Genomic DNA, 21,484 nt, shown 5'->3' on the forward strand with positions numbered 1-21,484 from the left:
GCAGCACAGGGCGACCGGGCGCTGCAAAATGCCTGGATGGCCGGGCGGCGGCCATTCCGTTAAATGCCTTGCCCGCTGCCGAGCATGTGATTGCCGCCACGCATTTGCGCCAGCGACCGGGCGAGCGTCCCGAGCAGATCGGTCTGCGAAATGATGCCCACGACCCTGTCGTCGCCGTCGAGCACCACCATCGCGTGGGTCCGTCCATCGGTCAGCCGCGGCAGGAGGCCGATCGCCGGGTCGCCGGGCTGCGCCGTCGCAGCCGGCGACAGCGGTAGCCGGTCGGGATCCCTTCCCAGCGCGAGTTCACGCAGGCCGACCGTCCCGATCAGCCGCTCCTCGTCATCGAGAACCGGCAGCATGCGGATATCGTGCTCCAGAAGCAGCGCCCGCGCCTCTTGCGGCGTCGTATCCAGCCGCGCCGTCACCACATCGCGCGACATGATGTCGGAGCAGAGAAGTTCGCCCTTCTGGCGCAGGAGCGCCTGCATCTCGACTTCGCGCAACAGCGCATGAATGTCGTCGCGGCTGATGTCGAGCGTCTCATTGAGCCGCATCAGCGCCGTATCGATATCCTGCGGGAGAAATCCCGCCCGCATGGCCGGCGGCGGATCGGCGGTCTTGTGCGGATTGACGGGCGCCGGAACCGGCCGATGCGGATACTGCCGGCCCGAAAGCCGGTGAAACAACATGCCGATCAGCACAAGCAGCACGGAATTTACGGCCACCGGCACGATCGGAAACCAGAAGCCGGCCCGCGCCACCGCGACGCCGCCGATCACCGCCGTCAAAGCCGAGGCGCCGCCGGGCGGATGAAGCGAACGGGTCAGCGACATGGCGAGGATCGCCAGCGAAACGGCAAGACCGATGGCGAGCGCCGGCTCGGCGACCAGCCACGCCACGCTGACGCCGACCAGCGCCGAGATCGTATTGCCGCCGACGATCGACCAGGGCTGGGCAAGCGGGCTCGCCGGCACCGCAAAAAGCAGGACCGCCGAGGCACCCATCGGCGCGACGATGAGCGGCAGATAGGGATCGTTGCCGAGCAGAAATCCGCAGACAAGGCCGGTGACGCTGATGCCCGCCAATGCCCCGATGCACCCGATCAGCCGCTCCTTGAAGGTCGCCCCTGCCAGAATCGGAGAAAAAAGCCTGAATTTCTTCAGGCCGCGCGCGTGTTGACCATCCGGAGATTGGGAGGATGCTGCCATTCAGACGACAAAACCGGGAAAAATACGATGAGGGGGCCTTATGTGCGCATTACTTGCGCAATGCAAGAGCGCGATGGCTGCCGGTTCCCCTCATTACGGGCAAGACTGCCCAAATTTTTTCCGCAGCGCCCGCATGGAAAGGGTGCGCGCGATTGCCGCGCCCGGCATGATAGCTTTTTTGATCTTTATCAAAGAGGATGAACCGCCTGCGGATTTATGTCTGCTGTATTCGGTCCATTGCGGGACCGATGGAAAAAGGAGAATGACAATGCATGGCGTTCTGGCAAAAATCATCGGCGCGGCAGCCCTTTTCACGGTCATGACCGCCCCGGCCTTCGCCGCGGAATACGAAGTGCATATGCTCAACAAGGGAGAGGCCGGCGCGATGGTGTTCGAGCCCGCCTTCCTCCAGGTGGCTCCCGGCGACACCGTGACGTTCATCCCGACCGACAAGGGCCATGACGTCGAGACCATCAAGAACCTGATCCCCGAGGGCGCCACGCCCTTCAAGAGCAAGATGAACGAGACCTTCAAGGCGACATTCGACGTCGAGGGCGCCTACGCCATCAAATGCACGCCGCATTTCGGCATGGGCATGGTAGGGCTGGTCGTCGTTGGCGATGCGCCGACCAACCTCGATGCCATCAAAACCACGAAGATGCCGAAAAAGGCCCGCGAGCGTATGGACGCGGCGATCGCCGCCATCCAGTAACGTTCCCGAAGGAACCTGTCGAAAACGGCGGCAGCGGCCGCACCGCCGCCGTTCCATTGGCCGTCAGGCGGCTTTCTTCTGCGCCGCCGCGTTAACCGCGCCCTCGGCAAGTTTCGTCAAGGCCTCGTCTGTGCCGGCTTCCTGCTTCAGCGTCTCATCGAGCAGCTTGGCGGCTTCGGCATGGCCCAATCGCTCGGCCCAGGCCTTCAGGGTGCCGTAGCGGGCGATCTCATAATGCTCCACCGCCTGCGCGGAGGAGATGAGCCCGGCATCAAGGGCCTTCGTACCCTTGAATTCATCCATGATTTCCTCGCCTTCCGCCAGAATACCCTGGATCGCCTCACAGGTCTTGCCCTGGGCGCGCTTGCCGATCAGCTCGAAAACCTGCTGCAAGCGCTCGATCTGCCCCTCGGTTTCGTCCCTGTGCTTCTCGAAGGCCTTTTTCAGGTCCGCCGACTGCGCGGCCCGCGCCATCTTCGGAAGCGCCTTCACCACCTGCCGCTCGGCAAAATAAATGTCTTTCAGCGTGTCGTAGAATAGATCGTTGAGCGATTTCTCGGTCATGTCCTCGTTCTCCATTCCTTGCGAAATCCGGCCTCGTTACCGGACGAATCCAAACCCTCATCAAAGCCGGATGTTCCGGGACACGGCAGCGATGGCGAAAAAATCGCGGCCGCGGGCTGCGGACCCGGCACGCCGGAACCATTTGTCCGATCCCCGCGTTCCGCAAGCGATCCCCATGCCGGACGATCTTCGAAAAACGGCGGGGTCCATGGCATCGGGGACTGGCGTCATCGCCGCACAAGGGGCCGCATAAGGGGCCGCACAAGGGGGCATTTCATGGGCTATTCCTTCACGGAACTCGATTTCCTCAAGCCGGAACTCGGGGCGGAATTCACCGGCGAAGGGACGCATTTCGCCGTCTTTTCCGCCCATGCCGAACAGGTCGACCTTTGCCTTTTCAGCAACGACGGCAAGGAGGAGACAGCCCGGTTGCCCCTGCCCAAGCGGGAGGGCGACATCTGGTCCGGCTATATCGCGGGCCTTGAACCGGGCACGCTCTACGGCTATCGCGCCCATGGACCTTACGAGCCGGAAAAGGGGCATCGGTTCAATCCCAACAAGCTGCTGCTCGATCCCTATGCCAAGCAGGTCGCCGGCGAACTTTCGTGGAACGACGCGCTTTACGGCTATCGCATCGGCGACGAGGCGGCCGACCTTTCCTTCGATGAGCGCGACAGCGCCCCCTTCACGGTGAAGGGCGTGGTGCAGGACCCGGATTTCGACTGGTCGGGCGATGCCGCGATCCGTCGGCCATGGACGGAAACAATCATTTACGAGGCCCATGTACGCGGCATGACGATGTGCCACCCCGGCGTTCCGGAAGAATTGCGCGGGACATTCCTCGGCATGGCGAGCGACCCGATCCTCGAGCATCTCACCAGTCTCGGCATCTCCGCCGTCGAGTTGCTGCCCGTCCAGTATTTTCCCGACGACCGTTATCTGATCGAGAAGAACCTGCGCAATTACTGGGGATACCAGTCCCTCGGCTTCTTCGCACCGCAGCCGCGCTACCTGTCAGGCAATGGCATCACCGAGTTTAAGACCCTGGTGAAGCGCTTCCATGCCGCCGGCATCGAGGTGATCATGGACGTGGTGTACAATCACACGGCGGAAGGCTCCGAACAGGGGCCGACGCTCAGCTTCCGCGGGCTCGACAACCTCAGCTACTATCGCCTGTCGCCGGAAGACCCGCGCCATGCCTACGACACGACGGGCACCGGCAATACGCTCAATATCGCGCATCCGATGGTGTTGCGCATGGTTCTCGACAGCCTGCGTTACTGGGTCGGGGTCATGCATGTGGACGGCTTCCGCTTCGACCTTGCCAGCACGCTCGGCCGCACCCGCCATATCGAATTCGACCGCGAGGGCACCTTCTTCGATGCGATCCGGCAGGATCCGATCCTGTCCGGCGTCAAGCTGATCGCCGAACCCTGGGATGTCGGCGACGGCGGCTATCAGGTCGGCGGCTTCCCCTATCCCTTCCGGGAATGGAACGACAAATACCGCGACGACATACGCCGCTTCTGGAAGGGCGACGGCGGCCTCCTGCCCGCTCTTGCCGAGCGGCTGGCGGGATCAGCGCGTCAGTTCAATCACTCCGACCGTGGCGCGACCTCCTCCGTCAACCTGCTCAGCGCCCATGACGGCTTCACCCTCATGGACACCGTCTCCTACAGCGACAAGCACAACGAGAAGAACGGCGAGGAAAATCGTGACGGCCATTCGGACAACCATTCCGACAATATGGGCGTCGAGGGGCGCACCGACGAGGACGGCATCCTTTCCGCACGGGCGCGGCGACGTCGCAACATGATGGCGACGCTGCTCTTGAGCCAGGGCGTCCCGATGATCCTCGGCGGCGACGAACTCGGCAACAGCCAGGACGGCAACAACAACACCTATTGCCAGGATAACGAAATCGGCTGGACCGACTGGACCGGCCTCGACGATCCGTTTCTCGCCTTCTGCCAGGAGGCCGTGGCCTTCCGCAAAACCCATCCGGCCGTCCGTCAGGAGCGGTTCCTCACCGGCGAGCCGGGCGAGGACGGCACCGTCGACATCGGCTGGTTCAGGCCCGACGGCACGCCGATGGAAGACGCCGCCTGGGCGGATGACGCCCTGCGCGCAGTCGGCCTTTTCCTGCACAAGCCCGAAAATGGCGGCGCTGGAGACCGGCTTTTCCTCGCCTTCAACGCCGGCGGCGACTGCGGCTTCACGCTTCCGGCGGTCAACGGCGTCGGCAGCTGGACACGCGTTCTGGACACCGGCGCGCAAACAGGGGCTTTCCTCGCCCATCCCGCAGAAAACCCGGCGACCGTCTTTGCGGCGAGCATCGCCGTTTTCGCACCCGCCGATTGATCCGCGTCCTTAGCGATCGTCAGGCGGATCGGAAAGGTCCGTCCCGCCGCGCCCGGCCGCGCAGGGCGTCGACGACGGCCCGTGTGGCGGCGTCGGCCTCCGCCGGTGACCGGTCTCCTTCCGGCCGCCCCGGAAGGGCGACCCGTTCCAGCTCCGCCCACTCGCGTTCGGCGCGCTGCCAATGCTCCCGGTCGAAGCCATGCCTCCGGCCGGCGGCTTCCCAGAGGCCATAGGCGCGCCTGCTGATCCATGCTTCACGCTCGACCGTCATGATCCTGTCCCTTCGAAATCCCGATGGCGACCGACGGCCGGCCGTGGGAATCCCGCATCCGTTTCACGGGTCTTCTTCTCGTCTATCGCGGATACGGAAGATCGGCGCCGACCGCCGAACAGACTACGCCGATACGTCGGCCGGCTCCCTTCGCGGTCTCCTTGCGCTTGTCGAGGAAAACGCGGGAAGGCCCGATCGGTTCCCGAAAAGTCACTCGCAGGTCATCGCCGCCTGGCCAGCACCGAGCGGAACAGGATGACCGCGAAACCGGCGAGTAGTGTCACCGTGATGAACAGAAAGGCCGCGGCAGCGATGGCCGGGCTGATGTTTTCCCGGATGCTGGAGAACATCTGCCGCGCCAGCGTTCGCTGGTTGGGTCCGGCGACGAAGAGCGTCAGCACCACCTCGTCGAGCGACGTGGCGAAAGCAAGCACCGCGCCGGACAATACGCCCGGCAGCGCGAGCGGCAGCGTCACACGGCGGAAGACCGTGACCGGAGGGGCTCCAAGGCTTTGCGCGGCAAGCTCCACCCGGCGATCGATACCGGCCAGCGCGCCGCTCACGCTCACCACCACGAAAGGCACGGCGACGACCGTATGGGCGACGATGACCCCGGCATAGCTGTTGATCAGGCCGACGCGAGCGAGCAGAACCTGCATGCCGACGCCGAGCACCACGGCCGGCACGACCATCGGCAGGAGAAACATCGTTCGAAAGAAGCCGCGAAAGCGCAGCAGCCGGTTGCGCAGCCCGAGCGCGGCGGCGGTCCCCAGAACGGTGGCGAGGATCGTCGCCCCCGATCCGATGATCAGGCTGTTGATGATCGCCCGCCGCCAGGCGTCGGCGGTGAAAAGCTCCGTGAACCAGCGCATCGACCAGGAAGGCATCGGATAAGTGAGGATCACGCTCGACGTGAAGGCAAGCGGCAGGATGGCGATCAGCGGCACCACCAGGAACAGGATCGCCAGCAACGCGAAAACCAGTTTGGAAAGCCTCAGCACCATCGCTTAGCTCCTTCCCGGCTCTTCGGCGGAAAGCCGCGCGTAGACGCTGTAGAGAAGGAGCGTGGCGACGAGCAGCACGACACCGAGCGCACCGGCCATCCCCCAGTTCGCCGAGCCGATGGCGTAGAAGGCGATGATCGAGCTGATCATCTGGTCACCCGGCCCGCCGATCAGCGCCGGCGTGATATAGTAGCCGATGGCCGAGATGAAGACGAGCAGGCTGCCGGAGGCGACGCCCCTCAGGCTGAGCGGCAGCAGCACGCGCAGGAAGGCCCTGAACGGGTGGGCGCCAAGCGATGCCGCGGCCGGCATCAGGTTCCCCGGAATGGTGATCAGCGTGCTGTAGATCGGCAACACCATGAAGGGCAGCAGCACATGGGTCATGGCGATGATGACGCCGGTGCGGTTGAAGATGAGCGGCACCGGCCCGTCCGTCAGCCGCAGCCATTGCAGGAGATCGTTGATGAGTCCCTGCTCCTGAAGCAGGATGAACCAGGCGGCCGTGCGCACCAGAAGCGACGTCCACAACGGCAGCAGCACCGCCGCCAGCATCAGATCGCGCTTCCAGCCGCCAAGCGAGGCTGCGATCATCGCATAGGGATAGCCGATGCAGATGCAGGCCAGGGTCACCAGCGCCGAGATCCAGAAGGTCCGCACCAGAATGACCCGGTTGACCGACTCGTCGGGCGGAAGATGCTCGATTGCGCCCTGGGCATCGCGCCCGAGATCGACCGCCGCAAGAAGGTTGCGATCGGTGAGCGGCGACAGGGCGTTGGCGATGGCGAGCCAGAATTCCGGTTTTTGCCAGCGCTTGTCGATGGAGACGAGGTCCGCCGGCGGATCGTCCGTATCGGCAAGTGCGGTGGTGGTCTTCGACATCAGCGTGCGGAAGCCGGACTGGGCGCTGTTGAGGCGGCGCACCATGTCGCCGAGCGCCTGTGCGTCGTCGACGGCCCTCAGATCCTCCATCAGCGCGGCCTGCATCGCCGGGCTGGGCGGCGACAGGCGATCCCATGCCGCCAGCACATCGGCGCTGTGCGGCAGAAGACGCAGCACCGCGGTATCGGAAACCGATTGCGACACCATGCTGAAGAGCGGCCAGACGAAGAAGGCGACGAGGAAGGCGAAGAGCGGCGCCAGCAGCAGCAGCGACCGTCCGGTTCGCGTCGGGGAGCCGCTCATGGACGGATGATCCGGCAATCGCCCGAGGAGAAGGCCGCATAGACCTTCGTGCCCGGGGGAAATTCGCGTGAGCGCCGGTCCAGCTTGGCGACCAGCGGATGGACGGCGTTCTGCAATTGCACGCGTAGATGATCGCCCTGATAGACGGAATCGGCGACCTCCGTTTCGAGACAATTGCGCTGCTCCGCCGGCGTCTCGGCAAGCTGGATGCGCTCCGGCCTGATGGAGAGATGGACAGGGCCGCCGGGCGCAAGGTCGCCCGTCACCGCCGAGACGATGCGCAGGCCGGACGCCAGCCGCACCGTGGCTTCCTGCCCCTCCACTGCTTCCACGACACCTTCCACCAGGTTGGTCTCGCCGATGAATTCGGCGACGAAGCGGGTCCCCGGCTCGTCATAGACCTGCCGGGGCGTGCCGATCTGCTCGATCCTGCCCTTGTTGAAGACCGCGACCCGGTCGGACATGGTGAGCGCTTCCGACTGGTCGTGCGTGACGAAGACGATGGTCAGGCCGAGACGGCGATGCAGGTCGCGGATATCGAGTTGCATCTGCTCACGCAACTGCTTGTCGAGGGCGCCGAGGGGCTCGTCCATCAGCACGACGCGCGGCTCGAACACCAGCGCACGGGCAAGCGCCACACGCTGCTGCTGGCCGCCGGAGAGCTGGGAGGGCCGCCGGTCGGCCAGCGCCGAAAGCTGAACCATATCGAGAGCACGGCGGACCCGCTCGGCGGTGTCCGCCCTGGCGACGCCGCGCATCTGCAAGGGAAAGGCGATATTCTCGCCGACGGTCATATGGGGAAACAGCGCATAGCTCTGGAACACCACCCCCATGTCGCGCCTGTGTGTCGGCACGTCGTTGACCGCGCTGCCGTCGACGAGGATCGCGCCGGACGTCGGGCTCTCGAAGCCGGCGAGCATCATCAGCAATGTCGTCTTGCCGGATCCGGACGGCCCGAGCAGGCTGACGAATTCCCCTTTTGCGATGGAAAGATCGAGGTTTTCCACCACGCAGAGCGCGCCGAAAAATTTCGTGATGCGGTCGAACCGGATGAACTCTGCCACGCAAAGCTCCTTCGTTGACAGGCCGGCGGAAAGGTCGCAAGGGCCCCGCTCCTGCCTTCACGGCGGAAGAGGATGCCGGCGGACGAACGAGAAAGCCTCGTCCGTCGCCGGCATCTCGGTTTACTGGGCGAGCCAGGCGTTGAAGCGTTGCGTCAGCGCCTCGGTGTTATCGATCCAGAAATCCGTATCCAGCGATATCGCCTCCGGCAGGTTGGCGGGATCGGTCGGCAGATCCTTGGCCAACTCCGGCGGAACCATCGCCGCCGCTTCCTTGACCGGCAGGCCGTAAGCCACATATTCCGGCAGCTTCGCCTGATGCTCCGGCTGGCTTGCGAAAGCGATGAAGTCCGCGCCGGCCTCCTTGTTTTCGGCATCCTTCAGGATCACCCAGCTATCGACCGCGTAGATGCTGCCCGGCCAGACGACCTTGAGGTTGCGCCCCTCGCTGCGGTTGATGCCGGTGATGCGTCCATTGTAGGCCGAGGCCATGGCGACTTCGCCGGAAGCAAGGAACTGCAACGGCTGGGCGCCGGATTCCCACCAGACGATATTCGGCTTCAGTTCATCGAGTTTCTTGAAGGCGCGCTCGACACCGTCGTCACTGGCCAGGACGTCATAGACCTCGTCCGTCGAGACCCCGTCGGCCATCAGCGCGAATTCAAGCGTATATTTCGGGCCCTTGCGCAGGGAACGCTTGCCCGGGAACTTTTCGATATTCCAGAAGTCCGCCCATGAAGCCGGACCTTCCTCCATCTTGTCACCGTCATAGGCGATGGCCGTCGACCAGACGATGGTGCCGACGCCGCATTCGCTGACGGCGGAAGGCATGAACCTGTCCTTGTCGAGCTTGTCCCAGTCGATCTTCTCGAAAAGACCGTCCGCACAGCCGAGCGCCAGTTCCTCCGCCTCGACCTGGACGACGTCCCAGTTGGGCGCGCCGGCCTTCACCTTGGCCTGTAGAACGCCGATGCCGCCGTCCCAGGCTTCGTCGAGCAACGGCTTGCCGGACTTGGCGAGATAGGGTTCGAAATAGATCTTGCGTTGCGCATCCTGATAGCTGCCGCCCCAGGAGACGACGGTCAGGTCGCGCGCAAGCGACGGGACCGCAAGCCCCGCCGCGAGCGCCACGACGGCGGTGGCCAGCAGGCCCGATTTCAACGATTTCTGCATAGGCATTCCCCCCTTTAGAGATATTTTGCAGGCCGGCTTTCATGCCGGCCCGATCCATTTGCGACCGCTCCTCCAGCGGTCGCTCACTCCATCGCCTTGGAACGGAAGACCTTGCTTCCGGCTGGCTGGTCGCCCATTCTTGCGGGACGGCCTTGACTGGAATGATGCATCATAAAAACGTCCGGTCAACGGGATTTTTCAAATTCCGGGTCTTGCCGCTTGCGCGGTTCAGACATGCTGGCCGCCGTTGATGTGGATTTCCGCCCCGTTGATGTAGGATGACTGTTCCGTGCACAGGAAATGAATGGTCTCGGCGACTTCACGCGGCTCGCCCAACCGGCCCATCGGGACTTCCGCCGCCACCAGTTCGTCTGTTCCGGGAGACAGGATGGAGGTCTGGATCTCGCCCGGCGCGATGGCGTTGGCCCTCACCCCGTGTTTTCCGAACTCATGCGCCATCTCCCGCGTCAGCGCCGAAAGCCCCGCCTTGGAGGCGGCATAGGCGACGCCCGCGAAAGGATGCACGCGCGAGCCGGCAATCGAGGTGACATTGACGATCGAGCCCTTCGCCGCCTTGAGTTCCGGCAGGAGCGCCCGCGCGATCAGCGCCGTGGAGATGAGATTGACGTTCAGAACCTGCGTCCAGACGTCGGCGGTGGTCGCGCCCACCCCGAGCCGCTCCCGGTCCGGCCCCTTGGGCGAAATGCCGGCATTGTTGACCAGCGCATGGAGCCGGCCGTGCGGCAGGCGCTCGCGCACCGTCGCGGCGAGACGGTCGATCTGCGCAAGATCGGAAAGATTGGCCTGGATATGGCTTTCGCGCGCCGACGGCCAGGCGCATTCCTCCGAAAACGGCTGGCGCGACACCGTGAGGATACGCCAGCCTTTCGCCTGGAAGTGCTTGACGGTCGCATGGCCGATCCCCCGACTCGCGCCCGTCAGCAGCATGTAACGGCGTTCTTCTGTCATGCGAGCCTCTCGTCCGATGCTTGATACATCGTAATTATCCGAAGCTGAAATGCAAGCCGCTTCAAAAGCCGGCGTCGAAGATTGTCGCAGTCACCCCCGGGCGGACCTTGGTTCCCGGCTACGCTCCACCTTTTCCAGGATCGGCTTGCCGCCGAGCAGGATGTCATCGACGATCGCCATCGAGGCCGCCGCCGGATCGTGCCGCTTCAGCGCCTCGACCACCGGATAATGATGATCGATCATCGCCCGGCCGCCCCCGAGATAGGAGTCGGCGATAAGCGGGCCCATTTGCAGCCAGAGCCGGCGCAGGATGTTGTTGAGCACCGGCAGACCGGCAATCTTCGGCAGCATGAAATGGAAAGCCTGATTGAGTTCCGTGCCCTTCAGCCGGTCTCCAGCGGCGATTGCGGCCTCGTTTTCCCGGAGAATGGTCTCCAGAGCCTCGATATCCGCCCGCGTCGCCTCCTGGGCGGCCGTCTCGGCCGCCAGCCCCTCCAGCCGCACGCGGATGGCGCGGATTTCCCGGTAGCGGCTCTCGCTCATCGCCGGAATGCGGATGTCGCGCGGCGAACGGAAGATGATCGCTTCGTCATTGGCAAGCTTCAGGATGGCGTCGCGGATCGGCGTGACGCTGGTGCCGAACTGCTCCGCGAGTTCGCGGATCTTCAATCGGTCGTGCGGCTGGAAACGTCCCTGCATGAGTGCGTCGCACAGCGCCCCATAAACGGCGCTGCTGAGGCTTTCATGATCCAGAGTGGGAAATTCAGGCATGGAACGGGCTCAAAAAATCGGCTAACAACATACTTGATGCATCTTTTTTTGCGCGCTTTCAAGTAAAGCCGGCGGCAAATGGCATCGCATGGCGCCTGAAAGGGAAATCGGCCGGGAGGACACCGCGCGAGCGGGCCGATCCGGGAAGACGGAGCAGGAATGAGCGAGGATACCGCCACCCGGAAGACAGCGGACGCAATGTCCGCATCCTGGAGCGAAACGACACTGGATGACGCCCTGGCCGCCGTCGCGAAGTTTTACGGCCTTGCGGGCGAACTGAATCGCCTGTCCAGCGAGCGCGACGAGACTTTCCTGCTTTCCGCCGCGAACGGCAGCGCCTTCACCCTGAAAATCGCCAATCCGGCGGAAGATCCGGCCGCACTCGATTTTCAGGACGGCGCGCTGCTGCATCTGGAGCAGGCGGCCCCCGCCGTTCCCGTACCCCGGCTCGTGCGCACGCTCGATGGCGCCACAAGCCGGACGTTGGACACGATGGACGGACCGCGCATCATGCGCCTCCTCACGTTCCTGGAAGGCGAGATGCAATATCGCACCCCGGCCGACCCGGCGCAAAGCCGCAATATCGGCGGCGCGCTCGCGGCGCTGGGGCTGGGTCTTGCGGGCTATGCCGGGCGTCCCCCTTCGGGCAAGCTGATGTGGGACATCTCGCACACGCTCGATCTTGCCGCCTTCCTCGAATATGTCGCCCCCGGGCGGCGCGGACGGGTGGAAGCCGTGCTGGAGGAATACGCCCGGGCACTGCCGCTGATCGGCGCTCTGGAACGCCGGCAGATCATCCATAACGATTTCAACCCGCACAATATCCTCATGTCGCCGCAAGCGACGACGGAGGTGGTCGGCATCATCGACTTCGGCGACATGGTTCATGCACCGCTCGTCAACGATGTCGCGGTCGGGCTTTCCTACCATCTGGCGACGCCCGACTGGGCCGCGCGGGCCGGCGGCTTTCTCGAAGGCTTTCTCGCCGGGCGGGCTCTGCTGCCGCTCGAACTGGAGCTTCTGCCGTTGCTCACCCGCGCCCGGCTCGCCATGTCGGTGATCATCGCGGAATGGCGCTCCGCCCGTTTCCCCGGGAACCGCAGCTATATCATGCGCAATCACGTCGCCGCCTGGACCGGCTTGCAACATATTGCCGACCTTACTCCCGCCGGGCTGCAACAGCTCGCGCACAACCCCGCAGAGGCTTGAACCATGTCGATGGTGAACGCATTCACGAATGAGGATTTCGAACAGCTCGACGCCACGGAAAAGGCGCTGATCGCGCGCCGCGAGAAGGTGCTCGGCCCCGCCTACCGGCTCTTTTACGAAAAGCCGCTGCATCTCGTGCGCGGCGAAGGCGTCTGGCTCTACGACGCCGCCGGCGAGCGCTATCTCGACGCCTACAACAATGTCGCCTCGCTCGGCCATTGCCACCCTCGCGTGGTGGCGGCGATCACCGGGCAGACGGCGGTGCTCAATACCCACACCCGTTACCTTCACGAAGGCATCGTCGACTATGCGGAAGCGCTGACGTCGACGTTCCCGGCCCCGCTCAGCCAGGCGATGTTCACCTGCACCGGCAGCGAGGCCAACGATCTGGCGCTGCGCATCGCGCGGCATGTGACGGGCGGCACCGGCATCATCTCCACCCGTCTCGCCTACCATGGGGTAACCGGCGCGGTTGCGGAATTCTCGCCCTCCCTCGGCGAGGCCGTGCCGCTCGGGGCGCATGTGCGAACCGTCGCAGCCCCGGACAGCTACCGCTTTCCCGCCAGTGAGATGATGGAGAAATTCGGCCGTGACGTGCGTCGGGCGATCGCCGACCTGAAACGGCACGGCATCAAGCCCGCCATGCTGATCGTCGACACGATCTTCTCCAGCGACGGCATCTTCGCCGGCCCCAAAGGCTTCCTGCAACCGGCCGTCGATGCCATCCACGAAGCCGGCGGCCTGTTCGTCGCCGATGAGGTGCAACCCGGTTTCGGCCGAACGGGCGAGACGATGTGGGGCTTCGAGCGCCACGGCGTGTCCCCCGACATGGTGACGATCGGCAAGCCGATGGGCAACGGCTATCCGATGGCCGGCATCGTCGTGCAGCCGGAAATCATCGCGGAATTCGGCGCGAAGACGCGCTACTTCAACACCTTCGGCGGCAATCCCGTCGCCGCGGCGGCCGGAAAGGCCGTGCTCGATGCGATCCGCGAGGAGGGCCTGCGCGAGAACGCGCTTGCCGTCGGAAACCACATGATGGACAGCCTGCGGACGCTTGCCGACCGCCATCCCGCCATCGGCGACATTCGCGGTTCGGGCCTGTTCGTCGGCGTCGAGATCGTCGCCGACCGCGGGGAAAAGCGTCCGGACGCAGCCCTCACTGCCCGCATCGTCAACGGGCTGCGCGAGCGCCGGGTGCTGATCAGCGCCTCCGGCCCGTTCGCCAACGTCCTGAAGATCCGCCCGCCCCTCGTCTTTTCCCGCGAGAACGTCGACACGCTCGTTACCGCGCTCGATGACGTATTGACCCGGGGAAAAGGCTGACCGGCCCTTCCTCATGCGCTATCGCAAGGGACGCCCGCGCCATCTCGTCAGCGATTGCGCGGGCGACACGGCGGACCTATTCGGAGGCGGAAACGGCCTGGTGCAGATCCGCCCGCTCCAGGATCTCCACAAAGCGCTTGTGCGCACGCGGCGGCATGTCCGCTTCGAGAAAATCGTCCGGCAGGGCCGCGTCGCCGACACGCACCACCATGACCATTCCCATCCCGAAATGCGGCGAGCACTTGATCCCGTAGAAGCCCGGCTGATCGAAGGTGACCTCGATCTCCTCGTCGATCTTCCCCTTGAAGCTTTCGGCGCCATCCGGCGTCATCTCCGGAATGGAAGCCGCGTTATGGCTGCGGCTGCCGACCTTGAACCGCAGCGTATCGCCCGGCCGCAGCGTCACGAAGTCCGGCTCGAACACCATGCTGCCGTGCTCGCCGCGATTGAGCATCCTCACTTCGATCGTCCCGGCGATTGCCGGAAACATGGTGGAAAGGAGGAAAAAGGATGCGATGAAAAACGATCTCAAGACCATCATGCCGGCTCCCGGATAGTAAAACGGCGCGCCGTCGTCGACGGCCGCGCATAGCGGATGAAACAGGACCCGTCCGCCTCGATCTCCACCCGGGCGTCGACCCGGAAGATGTCGGCGAGCAGATGGTCGGTCAGGATTTCGGGCGGGCGGCCAAGCGCGGCCAGCCGTCCCTCATGAAGAACCGCGACGCGGTCGCAAAACAGCGCGGCATGGTTGAGGTCGTGCAGGGCGGCGACGACAGTAAGGTTGCGGGAGCGCACGAGATCGAGAATGCCGACCTGATGCTCGATATCGAGATGGTTGGTGGGTTCGTCGAGGATCAGCAGGCGCGGCTCCTGCGCCAGCGCCCGCGCGATATGGATCCGCTGGCGCTCGCCGCCCGAAAGGGTCTGCCACGGCCGGTCGGCGAAGGCCCGCATGTCGACATCGTCCAATGCGCGATCGATAATGGCTTCGTCCTCGGCCGACCACGGGGAAAGCGCGCTCAGATGCGGCGTCCGCCCAAGCTCCACCGCCTGGCGCACATTGAGCCTTTCGCCGGTCTCCGCCTGCTGCTCGACGAAGGCGACCTTCCGGGCGACATCGCGCCGTGGCAGCCGCGCGATATCGCGGCCCTCCAGAAGCACGCTGCCTGTGACGGGCCGGCGCAGGCCGGCGATCATCGACAGCAGGCTCGTCTTGCCGGAACCATTCGGGCCGACGATACCGAGAAATTCACCGGGCATGATCTCCAGCGAGACATCGTCGACGATCGTCCGGCGGCCGGCCTTCCAGCCAAGATTGCGCGCTGCCAGTTTCATCGCGTCACCGGCCTTCGGATGAGGATCAGCGCGAAAGCGGGCGCCCCGACAAGCGCCGTCATCACACCGATCGGCAGGACCTGGCCGGGGATGACGGTGCGCGACAGGATATCCGCGCCGATCATGAAAGCCGCACCTGCGAGCGCCGCTGCCGGCAGCAGCACGCCGTGACGAACGCCGACGATCAACCGGGCGGCATGCGGAACGACGAGACCGACGAAGCCGATCGAGCCGACGATGCTCACCATGGTGGCGGTCATGAGCGCGGTGACCGCGATCATCGTCGCATAGACGCGACGAACGGGCACGCCGAGCGAAGCCGCCGATTGCGGGCCGAAGGCGAAGGCGTCGAGCGAGCGCGCATAGAGCCAGCAGATCGCAAGCCCCCCGAGCGCCACCGGCAGCGCCAGAAAGACATCCGGCCAGCGCACGCCGGAAAGGTTGCCCAGCAGCCAGAACATGATGCCGCGCGCCTGATCGGCGGTCGCCGATTTCGTCACGACGAAGGACGTGAGCGCATTGAACAGTTGCGACCCGGCAATCCCCGCAAGGATGATGGCGACAGGGCCGCGCCCGGATCGCAAGGCCAGCAGCGCCACCAGACCGAAGGCGACCAGCGCGCCTGCGAACGCGCCTGCCGACAGCGAGAAAAAGCCGCCGCCGAAACCGAGGATCGCCACCGCGACGGCGCCGCTCGACGCCCCGGCGGATATGCCGAGGATATAGGGATCGGCAAGCGCGTTGCGCAGCAGCGATTGCAGCACCACCCCGCAAACCGCAAGCGACGCACCGCAGGCGGCCGCCACCAGCGCCCGGGCGATGCGATAGTTCCAGACGATGCCCGCGTCGATGGGATCGAGGTCATGGCCGGCATCCCACAGCCGGTTCGCCACGGTCTTGACAACCGTGGCGAGCGGGATCGCGGTCTCGCCGATCGCCGCACCGGACGCCAGCGCGACGAACAGCACCGCCAGCGCTGTCACGCCGCCGGCGACGACCCGCAGCAACGCAGGCGAAAACCTCACTTCGCCAGGCCGGAGGATGCCAGCGCATCGGCCAGCACCTCGATGCCGTCGATCGTCCTGATCGTCGGATTCATCGCCTGTGCATCCATGACCACGATCCGCTTCTGCGTCACCGCCGGCATCAGGCCTGTCACCGGATCGCTGTCGAGGAACTCCAGCTTCACGGCGATATCATCGGCCGGAAAACGGCGACGGTCCATCTTGCCGGCCACGATAACGGTCGGATCGGCACGGGCGATCGTTTCCCAGCCGACGGTCGGCCATTCTTCCTCGCTCTCGATAACGTTGCGCAAGCCGAGCGTGGACATGATATAGCCCGGCGCGCCGCTCTGTCCGGCGACATAGGGATCGATGTCGAGTTCGGCGCTGGAGAACCAGAAGACCGCCGAGACATCGCCCTTGAGGCCGGCGATCTTCCGGCGGGCGGCCTCCTCGCGCGCCTTGAGATCGGCGATGAGCGCATCGCCCTGCGCCTTGACGTTGAAGATGCGGGCGAGATCGTCGATCTCCTGATAGATCAGGTCGGTCGAGAATTTCGCCGTCCGCAGGCCGTCGCCGCCCCCGGAATTGTCCTTGCCCACGCAATCGGCGGGCGACGTATAGACCGGAATGCCGAGTTCCAGGAACTGCTCCGGGGTGGCGACCACGCCTTCCGGGCCGATCTGCCACTGGAACTGGGTCGCCACCATGTCGGGCCGGGTCGCCACCACGCTCTCGAAGCTCGGATCGTTGTCGGCAAGGCGGGGCACGTTCTCGTTGACCGCCTCATATCCCGGCAGAACGGGACCGATCCACAGCGCCGTACCGACCACCTTCTCGGCAAGTCCGAGCAGATAGAGTATCTCCGTGGAACTCTGTCCGACGGCGACGACACGCTTGGGCGCCTCGGCGAAGGTCACGTCCTGGCCGCAATTCTTCAGTGTCAGCGGATATTCGGTCTGGTCGGCGAAAGCATGGCCGGCGCCGAGGGCGAGAAAGGTGGCGGCAAGAAGGGCACGGATGGACAAGGCGGGATCCTTTCGGAAGACAGAGCGTGGCACGGCGGCGGGCAAAGGCACGTCACGCGCAAAGACCGGGATATCGGAAGAACCGCAGCGCGGAATGCGGCGGAAAATCCGGCTTTCGGGCGAATCAGCAGGGGATCGGCGTCATGGTCATCCTTTCCGAGCTTCCCCGCTCGCAATGGTGCGTTTCGCTTGACGGCAGGTCTCCTGGCTCGCGGATAGGAAGCTTCTCATCTGCCTTCCCATGCGGGCGCGCCCGCACAGTGGCATGACGCCCGAAAGCGCCACGAGGATGATCGGCATCCGCTTACAGTTGCGGGGGCAGCCACGGGTTCGGTCCCATTCGGGTCGCTCTCACCGTGTTCCCTTTTAATCCCGGCGATCTCTATCGCCCGGAACCGTCATCTCAAGCTCTACGTATGGAAGCGGTGCGGCGTCAAGGCCCCCCGGCGGCCTGCCGTCTTTCCTCCCCGGTTTCCGGCCGGCGGCGGGCGAGACGGAAACCGGGGAGGAAAGACGGCCGGTTGCCGGACGCCGGGTTGCTTCCCATATTGTCGGCAGACCCAGTATTGTCCGGAGTTTGACGTGAAAAACCCCTATGATGTGCTCGGCGTGTCGCCCGCTGCGTCCCAGGCCGAGATCCAGAGCGCCTATCGCAAGCTCGCCAAGAAGCTGCATCCCGATCTCAACCCCGGCGACAAGACCGCCGAGGACAAGTTCAAGGACGTGTCCGCCGCCTACGACCTGCTCGGCGACGAGGACAAGCGCCGCAAATTCGACGCCGGCGACATCGATGCGGCCGGAGCGGAACGGCCGCGCCAGCACTTCTACCGGGACTATGCCGGGGCGGACACCGGTCACGTCTACAACGACCCCTCCGGCTTTGCGGATTTCATGGAGACGGACGACATCATCGCGGACCTGCTGCGGCGCAGCCAGCAGGCGCATGCGAACCGTCGCGGCCAGGACATGCGCTACCGCCTGGCGATCAGCCTGGCCGAATCGATCGCCGGGGCGAGCAAGCGCATCACCCTGCCGGACGGCGGTACGCTGGATGTGAAGATCCCGGCCGGCATGGTCAGCGGGCAGACCCTGCGCCTCAAGGGCAAGGGCGCCCCCGGCGGCAGGGGCGGGAAAGGCGGCGCCGGGGACGCGCTGATCGAGATCGAGGTGCTGCCCGATCCCCGCTTCGCGCAGGACGGGGACGATCTGACACTGGAGCTGCCGGTCTCCCTCAACGAGGCCGTGCTCGGCGGGCGCGTGCGGGTTCCAACGCCGGTGGGGGCCGTCACGATGACCGTGCCGAAAGGCTCGAATAGCGGCACGACGCTGCGCCTCAAGGGCAAGGGCGCACCCCGCCGCAACGGCGGCTTCGGCGACCAGTTCGTCAGGCTGAAGGTCGTTCTGCCGAGCCCGCCGGACCCCGAACTGGAAGCGTTCGTCTCCACCTGGGAAAAGGGCAAGGCGTTCAACCCGCGCAAGGATGGCTGACCATGACGATGAACGAACGGGAATTTCTCAAGTCCGCCGGTTTGCAGGTTCAGGTGCTGGAGTTCTGGATCACCCGGGAATGGCTTGTTCCGCAACCCGAGCCGGACGGCAGGCGCTTCACCGACATGGATCTGGCGCGCGTCCGCCTGATCCGTGAATTGCAGTCGGAACTCGGCGCGAATGACGCCGGCGTCGACGTCATCCTGCATCTCATGGACCAGCTTCACGGGATGCGTCAGGTGCTCGCGCAACTGCGCCAGGAATTGCAGAAACCGTCCCCCTGACGCGGCGTCGGAGCGTTTCCGGCCGCAAAGAGGACATCTGCTTATCCTTACCCGCCGGCAGCCTCCGGCGCGGAGGATCGCGGGGCCTGCGTGGCAAGGGCCATGGCGAGGCGCGCGCCGAGCACCAGATCCTCTTCGACCCCGAAGGCCTCATGCAGAAGCATTCCGTCCCGCCCGATAATCGCCGAGGACGGCGTGCCGCGAAAACCGTATCGCCGCATGGTGACGGGGCTATCGGATTGGCCATCGGCCAGATCGACGCCGACCGGCGAGGTCAGCCGGTATTCGTGGAGGAATGCCCTGAGCGTGACCGGCGTCATCGCCCGATGATGCTCGAAGACGGTGTGAAGTCCGACGATCTGGAGATCCGTGGCGGCGAAGGCGCGCTCGACGCGCAGAACCTGCGGGATGGCGTGCGACACGCAGCCGGGACACAGAAGCTGGAAACTGTGCAGGAAGACCACCCGCCCCCGCAACCCCTTCAAAGTGAGGGGAGCCGGCGTGTTGAACCATTCGCTGACCGCCAGTTCCGGGGCCTCGAGATGGCCGGGCCGCTCCATGCTGCTTCCCTTTCGCTGCCCATGACCCCGGTGCTTTTACCGGCCGGTGCGTTACGATCATCCTGCACCATCAACCGCAGCGGGCCAACCGCACCCGGTGCGGATTTTCAGCCCCTCTCTCAGCGGATCAGCGGCAGGGTTTCGAACTGGTGGAACGGCACCGGCGACGGCAGCGTCCATTCCAGCGTCGTGGCCCCTTCTCCCCAGGGATTGTCCGCCGCCTTGCGCTTGCGGACGAAGGCCTCGATCACCGCGACGAAGAAGACGGCAAGACCGGCGGCCGAGATATAGGACCCGACGGAAGAAACCAGATTCCAGCCGGCAAAGGCGTCCGGATAGTCGGCATAGCGGCGCGGCATGCCGGCAAGCCCGAGGAAGTGCTGCGGGAAGAAGACCAGGTTGACCCCGATGAAGGTCAGCCAGAAGTGCAGCTTGCCCAGCGTCTCGCTCATCATGTAGCCGCTCATCTTCGGGAACCAGTAGTACCAGGCCGCGAAGATGGCGAAGGCGGCGCCGAGCGACAGGACATAATGGAAGTGCGCGACGACATAATAGGTGTCGTGCAGGACCCGGTCGATGCCGGGATTGGCGAGAACGACGCCGGTGACGCCGCCGATGGTGAAGAGCAGCACGAAGCCCGTCGCCCAGAGCATCGGCGTGGTGAAGCGGATCGAGCCGCCCCACATCGTCGCGATCCACGAGAACACCTTGATGCCCGTCGGAACTGCGATGACCATCGAGGCGAAGGCGAAATAACGCTGCGAATCCAGCGACAGGCCGACCGTGAACATGTGATGCGCCCAGACGACGAAGCCGATGGCCGAGATCGCCACCATGGCGTAGGCCATGCCGAGATAGCCGAAGATCGGCTTTCGCGCGAAGGTCGAGATCACATGGCTGACGATGCCGAAGGCCGGCAGGATCATGATATAGACTTCCGGATGGCCGAAGAACCAGAACAGATGCTGGTAGAGGATCGGATCGCCACCGCCCGCCGGCTGGAAGAAGGTGGTGCCGAAGTTGCGGTCGGTCAGAAGCATGGTGATGGCCCCGGCCAGAACCGGCAGCGAGATCAGCAGCATGAAGGCGGTGACCAGCAGCGACCAGGCAAACAGCGGCATCTTGTGCATGGTCATGCCGGGCGCGCGCATGTTGAAGATCGTGGTGATGAAGTTGATCGCCCCGAGGATCGACGAGGCACCCGACAGATGGATCGCCAGGATGACGAAATCGACGGCCGGGCCGGGCTGGCCTTCCGCCGACGAATAGGGCGGATAGAGCGTCCAGCCGCCGCCGTGGCCGTTGACCGCCGCCGCACCGGGCACGAACAGCGACACCACGAAAAGCAAAAGCGAGGCCACCAGCAGCCAGAAGGAGATGTTGTTGAGGCGCGGGAAGGCCATGTCCGGCGCGCCGATCATGATCGGGATGAACCAGTTGCCGAAGCCGCCGATCAGCGCCGGCATGATGACGAAGAAAATCATCACCAGCCCATGCGCGCTGACGACGACGTTATAGACCCCGGGATCGGAGAAGAATTGCAGGCCCGGTTCCTGCAACTCCATGCGCAGCGCCACCGAAAGGCCCGTGCCGAGGATACCCGAGAGCATGGACAGCATCAGATAGAGGGTGCCGATATCCTTGTGATTGGTGGAAAGCAGCCAGCGGGCGACGAAGCCCGGCCGGTGATCCGCTTCGATGACTGTGTCTTGCGACATCGCTTGCGCCTTTCCCTTGCGGCAGGACGGCGGGGCCGGGGGCGAAAGCGTCCGGCCTTGGAGACCCGCCCCGGTGCTGTCCTGCAACCGGTCCGCACGATCTGGCCTGATGGATGCCGCGGGACCGGATATAAACGTCGGGCTTCGGCCCCCGACACGGCCAAGGCGTTGTTGCGGTTCGTCAATTCCGTGGACCGGCGCGCTCCGCAGCGGTTGGAAAGAGTGTGGAGCAGGCCGAAAGCAGTTGGCA

The 21,484-nt window shown here is 64.8% G+C and carries 21 protein-coding genes and 1 riboswitch; of the genes, 6 read left to right on the forward strand and 15 right to left on the reverse strand.

Translation table 11 applies throughout. From position 1 onward, the window contains the following. Window positions 1-59 precede the first annotated feature (59 nt). Window positions 60-1,211, reverse strand: coding sequence for an HPP family protein (locus KYK29_RS05595; protein WP_254689844.1), 1,152 nt, complete (start codon window positions 1,209-1,211; stop codon window positions 60-62). Window positions 1,212-1,479: 268 nt separating this feature from the next. Here KYK29_RS05595 and KYK29_RS05600 point away from each other — a divergent pair, with 268 nt between their 5' ends. After that, window positions 1,480-1,923 (forward strand): pseudoazurin, encoded by a 444-nt coding sequence (locus tag KYK29_RS05600; protein ID WP_254689845.1) that lies wholly within the window; start codon window positions 1,480-1,482, stop codon window positions 1,921-1,923. Window positions 1,924-1,986: 63 nt separating this feature from the next. Here KYK29_RS05600 and KYK29_RS05605 read toward each other — a convergent pair whose 3' ends face one another. Beyond that, window positions 1,987-2,487 (reverse strand): YciE/YciF ferroxidase family protein, encoded by a 501-nt coding sequence (locus tag KYK29_RS05605; protein ID WP_254689846.1) that lies wholly within the window; start codon window positions 2,485-2,487, stop codon window positions 1,987-1,989. A gap of 276 nt (window positions 2,488-2,763) precedes the next feature. On the opposite strand from KYK29_RS05605, the gene glgX reads away from it, so the two are divergent. Continuing rightward, window positions 2,764-4,848, forward strand: coding sequence for a glycogen debranching protein GlgX (glgX, locus tag KYK29_RS05610; protein WP_254689847.1), 2,085 nt, complete (start codon window positions 2,764-2,766; stop codon window positions 4,846-4,848). A 19-nt stretch (window positions 4,849-4,867) separates the two neighbouring features. Here the strand turns inward: glgX and KYK29_RS05615 are convergent, their stop codons facing one another. From KYK29_RS05615 to KYK29_RS05645, 7 genes are all read right to left on the reverse strand, one after another. Beyond that, window positions 4,868-5,119, reverse strand: a complete 252-nt coding sequence (locus KYK29_RS05615; RefSeq protein WP_254689848.1) for a DUF2934 domain-containing protein — start codon at window positions 5,117-5,119, stop codon at window positions 4,868-4,870. Between the two features lie 221 nt (window positions 5,120-5,340). Next, on the reverse strand, window positions 5,341-6,120 hold the full coding sequence (locus tag KYK29_RS05620) for an ABC transporter permease (RefSeq protein WP_437437232.1): 780 nt from the start codon (window positions 6,118-6,120) through the stop codon (window positions 5,341-5,343). Between the two features lie 6 nt (window positions 6,121-6,126). Further along, on the reverse strand, window positions 6,127-7,305 hold the full coding sequence (locus KYK29_RS05625; RefSeq protein ID WP_254689850.1) for an ABC transporter permease: 1,179 nt from the start codon (window positions 7,303-7,305) through the stop codon (window positions 6,127-6,129). Continuing rightward, window positions 7,302-8,369 carry an ABC transporter ATP-binding protein gene (locus KYK29_RS05630; protein WP_254689851.1) on the reverse strand — a complete coding sequence of 356 codons (1,068 nt, stop codon included), beginning with the start codon at window positions 8,367-8,369 and terminating at the stop codon, window positions 7,302-7,304. Before KYK29_RS05630 ends, KYK29_RS05625 begins: the two co-directional genes overlap by 4 nt. Window positions 8,370-8,489: 120 nt before the next feature. Beyond that, window positions 8,490-9,539, reverse strand: a complete 1,050-nt coding sequence (locus tag KYK29_RS05635) for an ABC transporter substrate-binding protein (protein ID WP_254689852.1) — start codon at window positions 9,537-9,539, stop codon at window positions 8,490-8,492. Window positions 9,540-9,767: 228 nt separating this feature from the next. Then, window positions 9,768-10,508, reverse strand: a complete 741-nt coding sequence (locus tag KYK29_RS05640) for an SDR family NAD(P)-dependent oxidoreductase (RefSeq protein ID WP_254689853.1) — start codon at window positions 10,506-10,508, stop codon at window positions 9,768-9,770. A 90-nt stretch (window positions 10,509-10,598) separates the two neighbouring features. Then, entirely contained in the window at window positions 10,599-11,279 is a 681-nt protein-coding gene (locus KYK29_RS05645; protein ID WP_254689854.1) for a GntR family transcriptional regulator, read from the reverse strand. Window positions 11,280-11,438: 159 nt separating this feature from the next. On the opposite strand from KYK29_RS05645, the gene KYK29_RS05650 reads away from it, so the two are divergent. Both KYK29_RS05650 and KYK29_RS05655 read left to right on the forward strand, forming a co-directional pair. After that, the gene (locus KYK29_RS05650; RefSeq protein WP_254689855.1) at window positions 11,439-12,488 is read left to right on the forward strand and encodes a phosphotransferase; all 1,050 of its coding nucleotides are present in this window, start codon (window positions 11,439-11,441) and stop codon (window positions 12,486-12,488) included. A 3-nt stretch (window positions 12,489-12,491) separates the two neighbouring features. Then, entirely contained in the window at window positions 12,492-13,814 is a 1,323-nt protein-coding gene (locus KYK29_RS05655) for an aspartate aminotransferase family protein (RefSeq protein ID WP_254689856.1), read from the forward strand. A 76-nt stretch (window positions 13,815-13,890) separates the two neighbouring features. Here KYK29_RS05655 and KYK29_RS05660 read toward each other — a convergent pair whose 3' ends face one another. From KYK29_RS05660 to KYK29_RS05675, 4 genes are read right to left on the reverse strand one after another with little or no spacing between them, the layout of a single operon-like run. After that, on the reverse strand, window positions 13,891-14,355 hold the full coding sequence (locus tag KYK29_RS05660) for a pseudoazurin (RefSeq protein ID WP_254689857.1): 465 nt from the start codon (window positions 14,353-14,355) through the stop codon (window positions 13,891-13,893). Next, complete coding sequence (locus KYK29_RS05665) at window positions 14,352-15,152, reverse strand: ABC transporter ATP-binding protein (RefSeq protein ID WP_254689858.1); 801 nt, start codon at window positions 15,150-15,152, stop codon at window positions 14,352-14,354. Before KYK29_RS05665 ends, KYK29_RS05660 begins: the two co-directional genes overlap by 4 nt. After that, entirely contained in the window at window positions 15,149-16,177 is a 1,029-nt protein-coding gene (locus KYK29_RS05670) for a FecCD family ABC transporter permease (protein ID WP_254689859.1), read from the reverse strand. The genes KYK29_RS05665 and KYK29_RS05670 overlap by 4 nt, the downstream gene beginning before the upstream one ends. After that, a complete protein-coding gene (locus KYK29_RS05675) occupies window positions 16,174-17,178 on the reverse strand; it encodes an ABC transporter substrate-binding protein (RefSeq protein WP_254690090.1) in 1,005 nt (334 codons plus the stop codon). Before KYK29_RS05675 ends, KYK29_RS05670 begins: the two co-directional genes overlap by 4 nt. 183 nt (window positions 17,179-17,361) lie before the next feature. Next, window positions 17,362-17,599, reverse strand: a riboswitch (cobalamin riboswitch). Window positions 17,600-17,766: 167 nt separating this feature from the next. Here KYK29_RS05675 and KYK29_RS05680 point away from each other — a divergent pair. After that, window positions 17,767-18,672, forward strand: a complete 906-nt coding sequence (locus tag KYK29_RS05680; RefSeq protein WP_254689860.1) for a DnaJ C-terminal domain-containing protein — start codon at window positions 17,767-17,769, stop codon at window positions 18,670-18,672. 2 nt (window positions 18,673-18,674) lie between these two features. Next, on the forward strand, window positions 18,675-18,956 hold the full coding sequence (locus tag KYK29_RS05685; RefSeq protein ID WP_254689861.1) for a chaperone modulator CbpM: 282 nt from the start codon (window positions 18,675-18,677) through the stop codon (window positions 18,954-18,956). Window positions 18,957-19,003: 47 nt separating this feature from the next. Here KYK29_RS05685 and KYK29_RS05690 read toward each other — a convergent pair whose 3' ends face one another. After that, window positions 19,004-19,516 (reverse strand): thioredoxin domain-containing protein, encoded by a 513-nt coding sequence (locus tag KYK29_RS05690; RefSeq protein ID WP_254689862.1) that lies wholly within the window; start codon window positions 19,514-19,516, stop codon window positions 19,004-19,006. A 119-nt stretch (window positions 19,517-19,635) separates the two neighbouring features. Continuing rightward, window positions 19,636-21,234: a cytochrome c oxidase subunit I gene (gene ctaD / locus KYK29_RS05695; protein ID WP_254689863.1), complete on the reverse strand. Its 1,599-nt coding sequence runs from the start codon at window positions 21,232-21,234 to the stop codon at window positions 19,636-19,638. Window positions 21,235-21,484 lie beyond the last annotated feature (250 nt).

Source organism: Shinella daejeonensis, assembly GCF_024281235.1.
Classification (GTDB): domain Bacteria; phylum Pseudomonadota; class Alphaproteobacteria; order Rhizobiales; family Rhizobiaceae; genus Shinella; species Shinella daejeonensis.